Origin of the sequence: Polyangium sp. y55x31, from assembly GCF_029946505.1 — a bacterium.
Lineage (GTDB): Bacteria > Myxococcota_A > Polyangia > Polyangiales > Polyangiaceae > Polyangium.
In genome coordinates, this window is the sequence record NZ_JARZHG010000013.1 from 65176 (window position 1) to 82611 (window position 17436).

Below are 17436 nucleotides of genomic sequence, written 5' to 3' on the forward strand. Positions count from 1 at the left end.
ATTTTTAATGCTGCTTCTTCTGGCGGGATTCGCGGCGCCGCAGGAGGAGCAGCGCGAGCAGGCCGAGGCCGAACGCGGGCGCCCGGCCTTCCCCGCGAGACGAACCCACGTTGCAAGCGCCGCCGAACAGGATGACGCCTTCGCTGCCCCGGCACTCGCCGCTCGTCGCGTCGAACGTCTCCGACGCGTCGCAGACCGGCTTGCACTCGCTCGGCTCGTTCTCGCAGGTGAAACCGGACTCCACGGCGCAGGCCGCGTCGCAGCCGTCCTCGCCTGCGGTATTGCCGTCATCACAGGCCTCTTCGCCTGCGATCACGCCGTCGCCGCAGCTCGTCACGCACGCCGACGGCGCGCCCGTGCAGGTGAACCCCGGCTCCACGGCGCAGACGTCCGAGCAACCGTCGCCGCTCGCCGCATTGCCATCGTCGCAGTCCTCGTCGCCCGCCACGACGCCGTCGCCGCAGCTCGTCATGCACACCGAAGGCGCGCCCGTGCAGGTGAACCCCGGCTCCACGGCGCAGACGTCCGAGCAGCCGTCGCCGCTCGCCGCATTGCCGTCGTCGCAGGCCTCCGCGCCTGCCACGATGCCGTCGCCGCATGCCGACACCTCGCACGTCGAGGGCTCGCCATTGCAGCTCCAGCCCGGCTCGACCGTGCATTCCGCGTCGCAGCCGTCGCCGGCCGTCGTCCCGCCGTCGTCGCATTGCTCGTCGCCCGCGACGAACCCGTCGCCGCACGCCGCCGCCTCGCAGACCGAGGGCGCGCCGCTGCAGGACCAGCCGTCCTCCACGGTGCACGCATCGTCGCAGCCGTCGTCGTTCGTCGTGTTGCCGTCGTCGCAGCCCTCGACGCCCGCGAGGATGCCGTCGCCGCACGCGCCGGCCTCGCAGACCGAGGGTTCGCCGCCGCAGGTCCAGCCGGGCTCCATCACGCACGTCGGCGAGCAGCCGTCGTTCGCGTTCGTGTTCGCGTCGTCGCAGGTCTCGTCGCCGGCCACGATCCCGTCGCCGCAGGCGGCTGCGCCGCAGACCGAGGGCTCTTCGTCGCAGCTCCAGCCGGGCTCGACCTCGCAGACGTTCGAGCAACCGTCGCCGCCCACGCCGTTGCCGTCGTCGCAGACCTCGCTGCCGGCGATGATGCCGTCGCCGCACACCGTGGCGCAAACGACGCCGTCGCCCGCATACCCGTTGTTACAGGCGCAGGTGAACGAGCCCGGGTTGTTCGTGCAGGTCGCGTTCGCGTCGCAGTTGTCGGTGTCGAGCGCGCATTCGTCGATGTCGGTGCAGACGACGCCGTCGCCTGCATAACCCATGTTGCAGGCGCAGGTGAACGAGCCCGGCGTGTTCGTGCACGCCGCGTTCGTATCGCAGTTGTCGGTGCCGAGCGCGCACTCGTCGATGTCGGTGCAGACGACGCCGTCGCCCGCATAGCCCATGTTGCAGGCGCAGGTGAACGATCCCGGCGTGTTCGTGCATGCCGCATTCGCGTCGCAGTTGTCGGTGCCGAGCGCGCACTCGTCGATGTCGGTGCAGACGACGCCGCTCCCCGCATAACCCATGTTGCAGGCGCAGGTGAACGATCCCGGCGTGTTCGTGCACGCGGCATTCGCGTCGCAGTTGTCGGTGCCGAGCGCGCACTCGTCGTTGTCGACGCACGTCACGCCGTTCCCCGAATACCCGCCATTGCATGCGCAGGTGAACGAGCCGGGTGTATTCGTGCACGTCGCGTTGTCGCTGCAGTTGTCCGTGCCGAGCAGGCACTCGTCGATGTCGACGCAGACCACGCCGTTGCCCGTGTACCCCGTATTGCACGTGCACGTGAACGACCCCGGCGTGTTCGTGCACGTCGCGTTGTCGCTGCAGTTGTCGGTGCCGAGCGCGCACTCGTTGATGTCCACGCAGGGCGCGTTCGGCGTCGGACACGTGTATCCCGATTGGATCTGACACGCGCTCGAACAGCCGTCACCGGCCGTCGTGTTGCCGTCGTCGCACCCCTCGCCGACCTCCAAGATCCCGTTGCCGCACACGGGCGCGACGGTCGTCGTGACGAACGTGGCCGTGTTGTTCGCCGCGACCGGGTCGAAATTGCCCGCCTGGAACGTGGGTTTGACCGTCAACGTGCTCGTGCGTATCGTGCCCACCGCGGACGCCCCGAGGTCGATCGAGAACGTGAACGCGCTCGACGTCCCCACCGCCAGGGCGGCCGCGCGGGTACACGTGATCGTCTGCGGCGCCCCGCTGCTCGAGACGCACCCCCACTGCGCCCCGTCCGCGCCCGATACCGCGAGCGACCCGGCCGCGCCGCCGAGCACGCTCACGCCCGTGGGCAGCGGATACGTCACGATCGGCGCCGTCCCCAGGTTCGGCCCGTTGTTCGTGACCGTCACGTTCACCGGCGCCGAATTGCCGCCCACGAGCGCGCCGAGGGGCCCGGTCGCCGCGATGGCGAAATCGGTGTTCGTCGCGACCGCCACCTGCACCGAGTCGAGGAAGATCCAGTTCGAGTTATTTCCGCTCGGATTGCGAGCCGCGAAGGACAGCGTGCACGAGGCCGCGTTCGCCGTGAAGACCTTCGCCTCCTGGATCCATTTGCGGCTCTGCAACCAGGGGATGTGCATCGTCTCCTGCTTGTTGCCGCAGAACGTGACGTCGAACCAGACGTCCTCCGTGCTCGCTCCCTGGACGCGGTCGGACATGATGTACCACTCGACCGCGTACGCCTGACCCGAGGTCAGCCCGGAGATCGTCTTTTGAATCGTCTCCTGGACGCCGCCGTACTGCGTCCCGCCGCCGTAGGAGTTCCCGTCCGGGGGAACCAGCCACACGTGGCCGAGAAAGCCGACCCCCGTGGGGACGTTGTCATAACTCCCGACGACGTTGACCCATCCATCCGCGGAGAACGACGGGTCCATGTCGTTCGAGGCGGCGGACGAGACGATTTGGGCGGATGCCGTGCTCGTGATCGCGCCGGCGGCCACGAAGGCGAGCGCCGACACAAGGCGCTTGTCGAAGATCCAAGGTGTTTCGAGCGGGGACCTCATCTTGCCTCCTGCGAGATGCACAAAATGGCAAGAGTTCACCGTATCACGGCCGGTGTCCGTCCCGCGCGGTTTTTCGGCGTCCCCGCCGCAAGCGTTGCCCTCCGGAGGATGCTATCCCTCGGCCGCCGTGAGCCGATCCCCTGTCGAATTCCCCGAAGAGCTTCCCATCTCCGCACGTGTGCGCGACATCGCGCAGGCGATGAACGACCACCCCGTCGTGATCATCGCGGGCGAGACCGGCTCGGGCAAGACCACACAACTCCCGAAGGTCGCCCTCGCCATGGGCCGCGGCCTCCACGCGCGGATCGGCGTCACGCAGCCCCGCCGCATCGCCGCCACGAGCGTCGCGGCCCGCGTCGCCAAGGAGCTCGGCGTCGACCTCGGCAAGGAGGTCGGTTACAAGATTCGATTCGCCGACCGGACGAGCCCATCGACGTACGTCCGCTTCATGACGGACGGCATCCTCCTCGCCGAAATCCAGGGTGACCCGCTCCTCCGCGCCTACGACACCCTCATCGTCGACGAGGCGCACGAGCGCACGCTCAACATCGACTTCCTCCTCGGCTACCTCAAGCGAATCCTGCCCCGCCGAAAGGACCTCCGCGTCGTCGTCAGCTCCGCGACGCTCGAGACCGAGCGATTCTCCGCGTTCTTCGACGGCGCGCCCGTCATTCAGGTCTCGGGCCGCACGCACCCGGTCGAGGTCATCCACCGGCCGCCGCGCAAGGAAGAGACCGAGCTCGCCGAGACGATCGGCAATACCATCGAGGAGATCACCGAGCTCGACCCCCGCGAAGACATCCTCGTCTTTTTGCCCGGCGAGCGCGAGATCCACGAGACCATGGACGAGCTGCATTCGCACGGCTTGCCGCACACCGTGGTCTTGCCGCTCTACGGCCGCCTCCCGCAATCCGAGCAGCAACGCGTCTTTTCCCCTTTGCCGCAGCGACGCATCGTCCTCGCCACGAACGTCGCCGAGACCTCGCTCACGATCCCCGGCATCGTCTACGTCATCGACGCCGGCCTCGCCCGCGTCAATCGTTACCACGCGCGCTCGGGCGTCACGGCGCTCCAGATCGAGCCGATCTCCCGCGCCAGCGCCGAGCAACGCAAGGGCCGCGCGGGCCGCATTCGCAGCGGCGTCTGCTTCCGCCTTTACGAAGAGCGCGACTTCGAGGTGCGCCCGGCCTACACCGACCCCGAGGTGTTGCGGGTCGGCCTCGCGGGCGCCATCTTGCAGATGAAATCGCTGGGGATCGGCGACATTCGTGATTTCCCCTTCCTCGACCCGCCCCCGCGCCGCGCCGTGGACGAGGGGTATCGGGTCCTCGAAGAGCTCGGGGCGATCGACGACGCGGGCGAGCTCACGGACATCGGCAAGAAGCTCGCGCGCCTCCCCCTCGATCCGCGGCTCGGCCGTATGGTCCTCGGCGGCGAGGCGGAGGGCGTGCTGCGCGAGGTCCTCGTCGTGGCCTCGGCGCTCGGCATCCAGGACCCGCGCGAGCGCCCGCTCGCCGCGCAGAAGCAGGCGGACGAGGCGCACCGCAAGTTCCGCGACGAGCAGAGCGACTTCGCCGGCCTGATCAAGCTCTGGCACGCCTACAAGCAGGCCGAGGCGCGCCTTTCGAAAAACCAGCTCCGCAAGTGGTGCCGCGACAACTTCCTCTCGCAAATCCGCATGCGCGAGTGGAGCGACATCCACCAGCAGATCTCGCAGATCGTGCGGGAGATGGGCTTCCGGGTCGAGGGCACGCAGGGCGACGGCGGTGATGGCGTCCACCGCGCGATCGTCCCGGCGCTGCTCAGCAAGATCGGCATGTGGAGCCAGGAGGCGAAGGCTTATGTCGGCGCCCGACAAACCCGCTTCCAGCTCCACCCGTCGAGTGGCCTCTCGAAAAAGCCGCCGGCGTGGATCATGGCGGCCGAGCTCGTCGAGACCTCGCAGCTCTTCGCCCGCACCGCGGCGCGTGTCGATCCCGGCTGGCTCGAAGAGGCGGGCGGCTCGCTCTGCCGCAAGCACCACAGCGACCCGCACTGGGAGGAGAAACCCGCGCAGGTCATGGCCCGCGAGCAGGTCTCCCTCTACGGCTTGCCGATCGTACGAGATCGAAAAGTTCATTACGGCCCGCTCGACCCGGCCGCCTCGCGAAAGATCTTCATCACCCACGCGCTCGTCCGGCAGGAATACGCGACGAAGGCGCGCTTCATGGAGCACAACAAAAAGCTCTTCGAGGAAGTGAAGCGGCTCCGGGACAAGGCGCGCAAGAGCGACATGCTCGCCGACGACCACGCCCTCTCCCTCTTCTTCGAGGAGCGCATCCCCGAGGGCATTTACAGCGGCAAGACGTTCGAGGCGTGGCGCAAGGACGCCGAGGCGAAAAACCCCCGCCTGCTCGAGCTCTCGCTCGCGGACGTCCTCCAGGGCGAAGCGGACGAGCTCACGCCCGAGCGATTCCCCGACACGCTCTCGCTCTACGGCACCAAATTGCCGCTCACGTACCGCTTCGATCCGGGCGAGGACGACGACGGCGTCACGATCACCTTGCCCCTCGCGCTCCTGCCGCAGGCGGAACCGGCCGTGCTCGAATGGACCATTCCGGGCTGGCACGCCGAAAAGATCGAATGGCTGCTCGACGCGATGCCCAAGGCCGTCCGCAAATCGGTGGGCAGCGTGAAGGAGCTCGCGGCCGAGCTCGCGCGGCGCCACCGCCCCTTCGAGGGCCCGATGCTCGAAGCCCTCGCCCGATCGATCCAGGAACGCACGGGCGCCCGCGTCCCGATGGATGCGCTCCGCCCGGACGAGCTTCCGCCTTTTTTGCGATTCTATTTCCGCGTCCTCGACGAAGAAGGCCGCGTCGTCGGCGAAGGGCGCGACCTCGCGGCGCTCAAGGAGCGATTCGCGAAGCGCGCGCGTGATGCCTGGGCGGGCGCGTCGAAGGCGACCCTCGAACGTGAAGGCCTCACCTCGTGGAGCTTCGAGACCTTGCCCGAGGAAGTGCGCATCGAGGTCGCGGGCCGAAAACTCGCGGGGTATCCCGCGCTCGTCGACACGGACATGTCGGTGGCCCTGCGTGTGCTCGCCTCGCGCGAGGCGGCGGACGAGGCCACACGCGGCGGCTTGCGACGGCTCTTCTTGCTCCAGATGAGCATGCCGATGAACAAGCTGGAGCACCAAGTATCGGCGGCCGTCGCCACGGGCGCGCTCGCCGAACGCGCGGGCGCGGGCGGCGTCCCGTTGCGTCGCCAGATCGTGCTCCGGGCGCTCGACGACGCGTTCGGCTTGAACGACCCCGGCCGCTTCCCGCGCGCGCGCAAGGACTTCCTCGCGCGCCTCGACGCGGGCAAGGTCGAGCTCGCGGCGAGCATCTCTCGCCTCGGCAAGCTCGCGCAGGAAATCGGGGCCGAGCTCTCCCGCGCCGAACAAGCGCTCCGCGCGCTCTCGGGCAAACCTGGCGCGCCGCGCGTGGCCCTGGCCGAGATCCGCATGCAGCTCGACCACCTGATCCCGCCGGGCATGTTCTTGCGCGAGCGTGTCGAGCGCCTCGCACACCTGCCGCGGTATCTCCGTGCCGTGCAGATCCGGCTCGAACGCATGCCGAATGGCCCGCAGAAGGACCAATCGAAGGCCGAGCAGGTTTTGCCTTTCTGGAAAAACTACCTCGACCACCACGAGGGCCTGCGTGGCCGGGGTGTCCCGGCGGAGGACCTCGACACGTTCCGGTGGCTCATCGAGGAGCTACGCGTCTCGCTGTTTGCGCCGGAGTTGAAGACGGCGGTGACGGTATCACCGCAGCGCCTCTCGGAGTTCTGGCGGGTGCTATCGGGCTGAGGGGGGCGGGAGATCGGGCGGGGATCAGGCCGGCGAGGACGTCGACGCCGGCCCCTCGGCCTCCTTCTTGTTTTTCTCACGCGCGGCCGCGGCCTTCTGCCCTGTCGCGAAGTGATAATCGAGCAGCGCCTCGAACGGCGCGGCCACCTCCGCGCCATTCGCGGATCGATCGGCCCGACGCCGCACCTGATGGGCCATCTCGCCGAGGCGATAGGCAATCTCGTGCCCGCGCACGAGGCGCGTCTCGTGCAGCAGCTCGAGGAGCTTCTCGACGGCGGGCAGCACCTCCTCGATCCGCTGGAATGCGGCCCAGAGGGCGTCGAGCTCCGCGACCTCGACCTCGTTCAACCCGGCGCGCTGCCGTGCCATCGGGTCGGCCGCGAGCAGGGCCGCGATGGCCCCCGGGTGCCCCTCACGGAGCTTGCTCAACCGGGCCACGTGGTCGGGCGTGATGTCGACGAGCTCGATATCGCCGAGGTCCATGGTGCGGTCGCCGGGCTTGGGATGCATGGGGTTACTCATGAGGATGGTCTCCTCTTCCTTGCCGGAAGGGTGATGGTTGCTTGCAAGAGGCCTCGACGTGGATTGCGTCGCGGTCGCGAGACCCATCAGCAAGGGTAATGCCAGCGCGGAACGTGGGTCGGAGCCATCGCCGAGAGGGGCGCTCCTACCTCCACGACGGGTGGGTCTGCGAGGGCGAGGAGAGGGGACCCTGGCGGGCTCGGATCGGTCCTGGCGGCGTGGGGAGACGAAGCCATCTTCGTGAATGATTTCGAGGGTCTGTCGAGTGAGGTCGACGTGGGGCCGGCGAGGGGTCCACGTGTCTCCGAGGGGGGTCGTACCCACCCGCGGGAGGGTCGTTGGCCTCGGAAGGAAGGGTGCGGCAGGACACGCCTCAGGGTCCGGACATGTCCAGAGAATTGTCCGGAATTGTCCGGAATTGTCCGGACATCTTCCGGCAGACGGAGGCGACCCTCTCGGGGGAGGGGTGGGACCCTCTTGGAGGAGGGTCGCGATGGGGGCGGGGGAGGGGTGAAGCGGTGGTGGGAGGGTGGACGCTCACGACGGCGCTGTAGTACCTTCCCTCGCTTCGGAGGCTCACCCGTGGTCGGAATCCCCAAGACGCTCGAAGATGCCTTGCGTGATGAGTTCGTCGTGCCGTTCGTCGGCGCGGGCGTGTCCATGAACGTGAAGGACAGGGCGGGGAATCCGCTGTATCCGAGCTGGGGCAAGCTGCTCGCGGAGGCGGCGGGGCGGCTCCGGGCAGACGGTAAGTCGCACGAGGCGAGCATCGTCGAGGGGCTGCTCAGCAAACGGAACCCCGACTATTACGAATCAGCGCGATATGCACGGGAGGGCATGGGACCGGGCTGGTACGGGTACCTGCGCGAAGCGCTCGATCCGCAAAAAGACCGTATCGACCCCGCCTCGCTCGCGCTGGCCCGGGCGATCTGGAAGCTCCCGAGTCGGCTCATCGTCACGACGAATTACGATCAGGTTTTGCGGTTCGCGCTGGATGGGGCGGCGGATGACCTGCAGCCCATCAACGTCGACGCGACCGCGCAGCTCGCGGCCATGCTCCGCCAGAAGATCGAGCGCCCCACGGTCTGGCACCTCCACGGCCACATTCACGAGCCGCAGAAGATGATCCTGACGCCGGACGGCTACAAGGAGCTGTACCCGAGCGAGGAAGGCAAGAGTCAGTACGGGGCCGCTCTACAGGCGTTGCGGCACTTGCTCGCGGCACGCACGTTCCTGTTCATCGGTTTCAGCCTCGACGACGATTGGTTCGGGGGGCAGATCGAGTGGGTGCAGCAGGCGTTCGACGATTCGATCGGGCCACATTACATGCTCGTCCGCCAACGTGATCTCCGGGAGACCCAGCGGCGCTTGCGGAACTTGCGTTGCCTGGAGTTCGTCACGTTCGAGGAGTTCGAAGGGCCGCTCGTGAAGAGGGTCGAGGAGCTCGCGGCGGTCAAGACAGCGGGGAAAGTTGCGTCGAATGTCCCCGTGGAGGTCCCCCAGGTCACGGTACGGGAAACGCTCGTGGCGCCTCCTCCTGCCAAAGCCAAAGCCGTCGATATGGCAGCCGTGCGCGAGGGATATCGCACAGCGTACCAGTATCAGCGGGCGCTCTTCGATCGGCTCGCCGAGCTTTCGGATGCCCTCGAGGGAATTGGATTCAACTTCGATCGGTGGGATCCTGCCCTGTTCAATCGTCACGCAAAATCGACCACCCAGTTTTTCCGTCGCTCCTACTGGGCATGGGACTTTCTGCCTGCATATTGTATGCAACTCATCTGGCGGACTCCGGCAGGATCCAATGGCGAGGTGAAACGGGTTACTGTTGCGGTTGTTGCGGATACCGGATACAAGGAAACGAGCAGAGCCGAGCCGGATCCGGCCGAGTTTGCGCCGATTGCAGCATCCGAGTCCGAGCTGCATCTGGTCATGACACGGTCGTCCGATCCGGAGGGAACGCAGGTCTCGGAAAACGTTCTCGATGTCGACCTGAACGCCGTATGGACCCCCGAAGGGTTCGCGGAGCACGTGATCGATCCCGTCGTCGCGTGGTTCTCCTCCAAGTAGCCCCACCCCCCACATCCCCGGGAACTTCCCGCCCCGCCCGGTTACTCTACCCGCTGGATGTCCCGCCGCGCCCTCTGCACCGTGATCCTCTCGGTCCTCGGGCACGGCCTTTTCCTCGGCTTCGGTGGCGCCCCACGTGCGCGTGAGGCGCCCCGGACGATCGCCGCATCAGCCGCGACCTCGCCCATCATCTCCGCCGCCGACGCCCTCGCGCGGAACGAACGCACGCGCGAGGCCCGTCGAAAGCTCGTCGAGGCCGCGCGGAGCGACCGCAAAAAGGGCCGCCTCGCGCTCGGCCGATTCCTCCTCGAAGCGAATCGCATCGACGCCGAGGAGGCCGGCGAGGAGCTCGACGTCGCCGAGGCCCTCGTCCGCTACGAAGATCGGCTCTCCCGATTGCGTGACGCTCTCCGTGAAGGTGATCCCGTCACCCTCGCCGTGCCCTCGGCCTTCGAGGACATCAAATACTACGGGCAGCCGGGCGGACGTATGGCCGATGCGCTCCTCGACGGCGGCGGGTCTTGCGAGCAGGTCGCGCAGCTCGTCGTCGCGGCCGTGTTCGACGCGGGCAGGCCCGCGGAGATCGCCTTGCGGTTTTATGGAAAGCCCATGGCCGACGGGGTCACGCACCTCGCGCCCATTGCAATCCATGGCAAAGAGGAGCACGACCTCATGGCCGGCACGCCCGCGGCACCGGGCGGCAGCCGCCTCGCGCCCGACGAGCTCGTCGAGGTCTACGCCCGCGTGCACGGCCTCGCGCCGCCGATCGTCGCCGCCGCTTCCGGCGGAGGCGGGGGAGCCGGCAAAGAGTCGGCGCCCGCGGAACCTGCCGAGCCAGCCAATACCGCCCCCTCGCGCCCCTCCCTCGCCGCCGGGTTTCCGCCGAATGCGGACGTCTACCCCGGCACGCTCCCGCTTTATGCCGTTCGTGCCGTGAAACAACCGGGCGAGGCGGGCGACGTCCTCGAAGATCCGAGCTTCGCCGCCGAGGGCGCGCGCCATTGCGCCTATTTCCTCCGGATGGCCTCGCTCAGCCCGCCGACGATCGACGTCGAGCAAGGCGTCGCGCTCGAACCCTATCCCACGCCGAGGCCCCAGCGCCTCGAACGCGAAGCATTCCTCCTGCGCGTGGCCCAGGACTTCGCGAACAGCGCGCAGGCCGACGAGGCGGATCGACTCATGAGCTTGGCGTGCCTCACCGCGCTCGGAGAGGTCGCCGGCACCGATTTCACGCTCGCGGGCGAGCGGCGCCTCGCCAACGCTGCCGTGACCACGGGCAAACAAGCACGGGAGGCGGGCGAAAAGGCGCTCGCCGCGATACGCTGGTCGAGCGAAGACGGCGCGCGGATCGCCAAGCGTATCGAGACCGAATATGCAGGCCGGAGCTGGGTCCTCCTCTTCTTGAAGGGCGGGGGCGACGTGGTCCTCGACCTCACGCGGAGCATGTCGCGGGACAACTGGGGGCGTGTGAATGCGCTCGGGGCGCTCGTGCTTTTCCCGGAAACGCGCGCCCGCGCCATCGAGGTCGCGGCGATGTTATCGCCGCGCGACCAGGTCGACGTGATGCACGAGATTTTCCACGCGCACGACCACCTCCGGCCCTGGGCCACGAACTTCGACCTCGAAACCCCGCCGAACGCCTCTGCCACCGTGCAGCAATTCGTCCGGGCTTACCGAGTGTTCCGCGGGGTCGCATTTCGCCTCTGGGAAGGACAACGCGAGGTGGGCGAGACGCTCGCTGCATTACGCGAGGAAGCGCGCGCGGCAGGCCTCGATCGGACGTGGGAAGCGGCGATGATCGATTACCACGCGCGCAACGTGCTTGGGCTCTACGCCCAGCGGCCCGCGGGTTTCGAGGTCGTCGCGGCGCTCGCTCTGGCGACGCGGGGCAATATGGATCCGTCGCTGGATCCGCTCCGCAAGCAGCTTGCCTACATCGAGGCCGAGGGCCGGCTCGATGCGCGCACGCTGGCGGATGCGTTTCGGATGCGGTGATTCAAAACGAAATCCCCGCCGCCCCTAGCAAATCCTCCCGCCCGAGCGCCCCCACCTCGTCGATCGGATAGTTGTCCCTCTCCACTCCGAGCGCCCGCACAGCCGTCACATCCGCGCTCCCTTTCACCGTATACCGCAGCGTCGGCGACCTCCGGGCCTCGTCGACCACGCCGGGCACCAGCGCGAACGGAATCGCCACCGGCACGCGCACGACCGTCGATTGGCCTGCGGCGAGCCACTGGTTCGGGCTGTAATCGATCGACGGTAGCGCGTACTTTTCCGCGAAGGTCACCGTCACCCGTACATTCCGGATCTCGATGTCGAACGAGTTCGGGTTGTCCACGGTCAGGTACACGTCGAGCCCGACGCCCCGCAGCGACGCGGAGCGCAGCTCGGCGTGATGCAGCCGCAAGGTCGGTTTTTCCGGGGCGCAACCCGCCGCGCCGAGGGCGAGGGCCGTGACGAGGAGCAGGGGGGCGGGGAGCTTCGTCATCGTTTGCCGGGACCAGGATAGATCAGGTTCACGGATCCAGGCGGAAAAAAGCTCCCTCGCTCGCCGCGCGCGACACGTCGCCCCAGGTCGCGTGGCTCGAGAGGGGCGCGCCGTTCGGGTCGATCCGCAGCTCGCTCGAACAGCAGCGACGGCGCAGCGCGACCTCGCCGAGCGTCTCCGTGGAGACGTTTCGCTCGGGGTGGGCGCCGAGGATCGCCACGCGCCCCCGGTAATCTTTCTGCACCGCCGAGACGATGGGTACCACGCGCGCCATCGGCGTATCCGCGGCCGCCGCGACCACCACGAGCGGATTCACGAGCTCCCTTTGCTGGACCATCGCGAACAGCTTTCGTTTGTTCTCCAGGACCACCAAAAGCTCCGCGGCATCCGCCATGCGCAGGCCGTCGATCCGGATCCCCTCTGCGTCAATGGCCACCTCGGGCGCGTCGAAGCTCCCGTCACACCGCCCGGCAGGGGGAAGCGAGGTGGCCGCGGGGTTCCTCCCTTCGGAGCAATATCCCTCGTGATTCGTCGGAAGCGGCAGCGGATGGCGCGCATCGTGGGCCATTCCCCGCGCTCCGGCCCACCCGGCGAGCCCGAATGCGAAAACCGCGGCGCCGAGGGACAACGTCCCTTCGGGGTCACGCGCGGCCGGGGCCTTTTCGTTGCGTCGCGAAACGGCGACGAGCAGCCCGCTGCCCAGCGTCGCCAGCGCCAGGATCACCACACGGGCGATTGACGATACGCCTTGCCCCTCCTGCTGCAATTCGAGGATGCATTTGTCCCGATCCTCGACCCCGCCGCAGAACAGCCCGAGGCGCACGTGCGTCGTATCGAAGTGGTGCTTGATGCACACGCCCGTCACGAGGCCGAGCGTGCAGGCGAGGGCCCCCGCGACGACGAAGGGACGCAGCCCGCCAGCGCGTCGCGCGAGGACGGCGAGGGCTACGCCCGAAAAAAACGCAATCGGCATGAGCGCGAGGCCGAGGACGAGCCATGCCGCGTGAATGTCCTCGTAGGCCTTCCCCCACGCCCATCCGAACTTTCCCAAGGGCATCGTCGGCTCGACCGTGAGGATCGAGGCGTGCGCCTCCGCGAGGACGCGCGACGTCGCGAAGGCGCCGAGCGTGAACGTCCCGAAGGTGAGGAGCCCGAGCAGCTTCGTGGCCCGCGTGGCGCCGCTCCGCCACGCGAAGAGCGCCGCGACGACGAACGCGAGCGAGGCGAGCACCGAGGCGCAGAGCGCAAAGAATGCGACCGGGCCGAAGGGCCTCGCGTCGAGGAGCTGCTCCACGTCCCACGGCGAAATGTCCAGGAGCGCCACCCAAAGGGCCATCAGCGCCACCCGAAGGAGGCCCAGAGCGCCTCGTAATCGGCGGCATCGAGCACGGCGAGGCACGCAAGGGCCACGCCCCAGAGGGCGAGCAGAGCGGGAGCGAGGTCGCGTTTCATGGGCAGGATGGACCCGGGGCGCCGGGGTGGATTGGGCCGGCGCCTCACGGTCAGCGTAGCCGATGTCCGGGATCGTGTCCGGGCGCTTCGATGGGGGTCTCCGTCAAACTGCGCAAAAAAAGAGAACAGGAGACACCGATGACTTCCCCCAGCCATTACCTCGTCGTCGACCTCGAAGCGACATGCTCCGAGGACGGATCGATCCCGCGCGAGGAGACCGAGATCATCGAGATCGGCGCCGTGCTCGTCGAGGCCGCGACGCTCACGACCGTGCGCGAATTGCAGACGTTCGTGCGGCCGATCCGCCACCCGCGCCTCACGCCGTTCTGCACGAAGCTCACTACCATCACGCAGGCCGACGTCGACGCCGCGCCGCGTTTCCCCGCCACGATGGCGAAGCTGCGCGAATTCCTCGGCCGTGACGCCGCGCTCTTCTGCTCGTGGGGCAACTACGATCGCAATCAGCTCGAGCGCGACGCGCGTCGCCACGGCATTCGCCTCCCGCTCGGCAAGGACCACTGGAACCTCAAGGCGGCTTTCGCGCGAAAACACAACGACGGGCGCGAGATCGGCGTCGGCCAGGCGCTCCGCAAGCTCGGCCTCTCGTTTCAGGGCACGCACCACCGCGGCATCGACGATGCGCGAAACATCGCGCGGATCCTGCCGTACGTGCTCCGGGACGCGAAAGAACACGCTTGACGCGCGCCGCGGCATGGCGTCCTCTTTGACGCTGCGCGCGGCATGAAACCCATCGACGTCGGCATCATCGGCTGCGGCACCGCGGGGAGCGCCGCGGCCCTTTTTCTTTCGCGGGCGGGGCATCGGGTCACGGTCTACGAGCGCGTGGCCGAGCCCGGCCCCGTCGGCGCGGGCGTCATGCTCCAGCCCACGGGACAAGCCGTGCTCGGCGAGCTCGGCCTGCGCGAGGCCGTGCTCGCCCGCTGCGCGCCCATCACCCGCATGACGTGCCGCACGGCGGGCGGACGAAAGCTCTTCGACCTTCGTTATGGCGACATCCCCGGCGATCATGTCGGATATGGTCTCCACCGCGGCGTGCTCTTCGAGCATCTCTTTCGTGCCGTGCGCGCGGCGAACGTGAACTTGCGCCTCGGCGTGACCGTCGAGAACCTGGAGAATGCCGGCAAAGGGCGCGGCTTGTATTTCCTCACGCCGGAGGGAAAACGCCTCGGGCCGCACGCAGCGTGCATCGTCGCCGACGGCGCGCGCTCGCAGCTCCGCGACGATACCTGGATCGGCAAGCGTATTCGCCCGTATCCGTGGGGCGCGTTGTGGTTCGTCGGGGACGACCCTGGCGGCACGTTCCGGGGTGAGCTCGCGCAGGTCGTGCGTGGGACCGAGCGCATGGTGGGCCTCTTGCCGACGGGGTTCGGCCCGGGCGAAGGGCCGGCCACGGACAAGATCAGCCTTTTTTATAGCCTCCCGGCCGCCGGGCTCGATGCGTGGCGCGCCGCCGGCCTCGACGCCTGGAAGCGCGAGGTGCGCGCGCTCGCGCCGGTCGCGGAGCCGGTGCTCGATCAGATCGATTCCGCCGACGAGGTCCTCTTCGCCCGATATCACGACGTTTCCATGTATCCGTGGAACGACGACCGCGTCGTGTACCTCGGCGACGCGGCGCACGCGATGAGCCCGCAGCTCGGCCAGGGGGCGAACCTCGCGCTCTGGGACGCGATGGTCCTCGCGGAGGCGCTCGCGGCGCACGAATCCTTGCCCATCGCGCTCGACGCGTATTCACGCGCCCGCCGCTCCCACCTCGACTATTACCAGTTCGTCACGCGCTGGCTCACCCCGTTTTTCCAGAGCGACCTCACGCCGCTCGGATGGCTGCGCGATGTCGGGTTTCCCCTAGCCACGGCGCTGCCGTTCCTGCGCCGGCTGATGGTGCGCAGCATGTGCGGGATTGCGCACGGAATCGGGATCGACGCGCCGATCGCCTTGCCGGCGCCCGATCCCGCCCCTCGGCTCGGCCCTGCGGCCTGATCACTTCGGCGCGTCGATCACCGCCACCGTCCACTGCGGGCTCACGTATTGCGCCGAGATGCTCTGCCCCGGGATCCAGAACGCCGGCTGGCTCGGATCCTCCGTCCCCGCCGCGAGTTTCTCCCGGTCGAGCGCGGTGATCCAGAGCTGCTTGCATTGCTTCTGCCCCTGCACGAGCCCGCACGCGGGGCTGTTTTGCGGCGTCAGCTTGTGCCCGTAAGGTCGCTCCGACGCGTAGGCGAGCCACACCCATTTCTTTCCGACCGTCGGCGCCCATTGCGACCACGTGCTGCTCCAGACCTTGTCCGGGCCGTTCGGCGCGCCCCGGCCGAGCTCCATCACCGCGCCGTCGCTCCGCCGCACGACCGCGATACGGCCCGAGAGGTTGATGAGCGATTGCTGCGTCTTGATCGACCACCACCCGTTGGCCCGCGTGAACGAGACCGCCGTGCCGTCGGGTGAGATGCTCGGCAGCACGTTGTTCTCGCCCGTATCCGGGTTCGTCCCCGCGGCCGGGGGCGCGGCCACGAGCACCTTGGGCGTGCCGAACTGGAACGAACCGTCGGGCATGTATTGCACCGACATCTCGACGATCGATCCGAGCACCGTCTCGTCGCCGAGAAGCCGCACGTAATTCGCGTTGCTGTCGTACGCCGTGAACACCACGAAATCGCCACCCGGCGACCAGTCCGGCATCAACGTCGCCTGACCCACGGCGGTCGGGATCTCTCCGATCGCCTCGGCGAGGTTGTTCGTGATCGGCTGGTTCGTATCCGGATCGACGAGCAGGAGCCGCACCGTGCCCGGCGTGTTTTGCGGGACGTTGTCCGGCGACGTGTAGATCATCGCAGGCCGCGTGTTTTCTTCGAGCGGGTTGAACGCGGCGTACGTGCCGCGGACGGCGGGGGAGGGGGTGATCGTCGAGGCGTAGAGCTTCTGCGCCGCATCGTACGAGAGCGCGCCGAAATTGAAATTGCCGCCGTCGAAGCTGTAGGCGAAGCGCTTGCCGTCACGCGAAATGCGGTGGCAGCCGGAGCAGGGCTGGCCGGGCGAGAGCGCCGGGCTGTTCGTCGGCAGCGGCACGTCCGTGCCCTTGATGATGTCGAGCACGCGGAAGCTGCCCGTCGACGATTGCCACACGTAAATCGCGCTCTCGTCGATCCCATCGGAGGCGACCGTGAGCGAACGCGGGCTGCCCGGGCGGACCGTGCCATTCGGCCCGAGCCCGTCGACCGCGAGGCTCACCGCGACGTCCGGGCTCGACGACGCGACCTTCGTCCAGACGTCGGTGGGGAAGGCAAGCTCGCGCCCGGTCGTGAAGAGCGTCAGGTCGAGGACGTCGGGGCTCGTGATGCGGACGCGATACACGCTGCTATCGCCGCCGGGCGTCCATTGCGCTTCGATCGGCGGCAGGTTCGCCGGCAGCACGACGCCGTCCTCGGGGTATTCGAGGGCTGGGGCATTCGCGGGATCCGGATCGGCCGCGGCGGCATCGAATGCGGCCTTCGTCGAGGCGTCCGTGCCCGGGAGGAAGACATCGCCGCGGAGCGTCAGCGTGAGCGACGCTTCGGCCGTCTCGCCCTCGTACGTTGCAAAGACCTTGGATTTGCCGCCGAGCACTTTCACCGACACGTTGCCGCCGACGACGTCCGCGAGCGCGGGGTTTCCCACGAACCATTCGACCTCGCTCGTGACGTCGATCTCGGCTTCGCCTTCGCGCTTCGCATAGGCGCGGTGCGGGATTGCGGGAGCGGTGCCCGAGAGGTCGAGCGTGACGGTGGTCGCGGGCGGATCGATGCGGAGCGACAGGGCCGCGGGCGCGTCCGGGCCCGCGTCTTCGTTCGCGCCGCCGGGCCCGGTGCCCGTGCCCTGCGTATCGGAGCAAGCGGAGGCGGCCGCGCCGAGGACGGCGAGGCCGAGGGCGAAGAAAAAGAGCTGCCTTTGGCGAGGTCGCATGCCGCGAGGATACACGAGATCCGAGGGGCCGCGGGGCCTCGTCGCAACATTCTTGGCCCAACCGCGGAGCTCGTGCCACTCACC

At 68.3% G+C, this 17436-nt stretch carries 10 protein-coding genes; 5 read left to right on the forward strand and 5 right to left on the reverse strand.

Features of this window, described 5'->3' with window-relative positions; genetic code table 11:
* Positions 1–4 precede the first annotated feature (4 nt).
* Positions 5–3040, reverse strand: a complete 3036-nt coding sequence (locus QHF84_RS22950; protein ID WP_281315515.1) for an EGF domain-containing protein — start codon at positions 3038–3040, stop codon at positions 5–7.
* A 127-nt stretch (positions 3041–3167) separates the two neighbouring features.
* Between QHF84_RS22950 and hrpA the strand changes: the two genes are divergently transcribed.
* A complete protein-coding gene (gene hrpA, locus QHF84_RS22955; RefSeq protein ID WP_281315516.1) occupies positions 3168–6869 on the forward strand; it encodes an ATP-dependent RNA helicase HrpA in 3702 nt (1233 codons plus the stop codon).
* Positions 6870–6893: 24 nt separating this feature from the next.
* On the opposite strand, the gene QHF84_RS22960 is transcribed toward hrpA, so the two are convergent.
* Entirely contained in the window at positions 6894–7391 is a 498-nt protein-coding gene (locus QHF84_RS22960) for a hypothetical protein (protein ID WP_281315517.1), read from the reverse strand.
* Positions 7392–7973: 582 nt separating this feature from the next.
* On the opposite strand from QHF84_RS22960, the gene QHF84_RS22965 reads away from it, so the two are divergent.
* Both QHF84_RS22965 and QHF84_RS22970 read left to right on the forward strand, forming a co-directional pair.
* Positions 7974–9458 carry an SIR2 family protein gene (locus QHF84_RS22965; RefSeq protein ID WP_281315518.1) on the forward strand — a complete coding sequence of 495 codons (1485 nt, stop codon included), beginning with the start codon at positions 7974–7976 and terminating at the stop codon, positions 9456–9458.
* Positions 9459–9515: 57 nt separating this feature from the next.
* Positions 9516–11453, forward strand: coding sequence for a hypothetical protein (locus QHF84_RS22970; protein ID WP_281315519.1), 1938 nt, complete (start codon positions 9516–9518; stop codon positions 11451–11453).
* Position 11454: 1 nt separating this feature from the next.
* Here QHF84_RS22970 and QHF84_RS22975 read toward each other — a convergent pair whose 3' ends face one another.
* Together QHF84_RS22975 and QHF84_RS22980 are read right to left on the reverse strand one after the other, a co-directional pair.
* The gene (locus tag QHF84_RS22975; protein ID WP_281315520.1) at positions 11455–11946 is read right to left on the reverse strand and encodes an LEA type 2 family protein; all 492 of its coding nucleotides are present in this window, start codon (positions 11944–11946) and stop codon (positions 11455–11457) included.
* Between the two features lie 28 nt (positions 11947–11974).
* Positions 11975–13282 carry a hypothetical protein gene (locus tag QHF84_RS22980; RefSeq protein ID WP_281315521.1) on the reverse strand — a complete coding sequence of 436 codons (1308 nt, stop codon included), beginning with the start codon at positions 13280–13282 and terminating at the stop codon, positions 11975–11977.
* A 254-nt stretch (positions 13283–13536) separates the two neighbouring features.
* Between QHF84_RS22980 and QHF84_RS22985 the strand changes: the two genes are divergently transcribed.
* Together QHF84_RS22985 and QHF84_RS22990 are read left to right on the forward strand one after the other, a co-directional pair.
* Positions 13537–14097: a 3'-5' exonuclease gene (locus QHF84_RS22985; protein ID WP_281315522.1), complete on the forward strand. Its 561-nt coding sequence runs from the start codon at positions 13537–13539 to the stop codon at positions 14095–14097.
* A gap of 42 nt (positions 14098–14139) precedes the next feature.
* On the forward strand, positions 14140–15396 hold the full coding sequence (locus QHF84_RS22990) for an NAD(P)/FAD-dependent oxidoreductase (protein WP_281315523.1): 1257 nt from the start codon (positions 14140–14142) through the stop codon (positions 15394–15396).
* On the opposite strand, the gene QHF84_RS22995 is transcribed toward QHF84_RS22990, so the two are convergent.
* Positions 15397–17352: a hypothetical protein gene (locus QHF84_RS22995; RefSeq protein ID WP_281315524.1), complete on the reverse strand. Its 1956-nt coding sequence runs from the start codon at positions 17350–17352 to the stop codon at positions 15397–15399.
* Between the last annotated feature and the right edge of the window lie 84 nt (positions 17353–17436).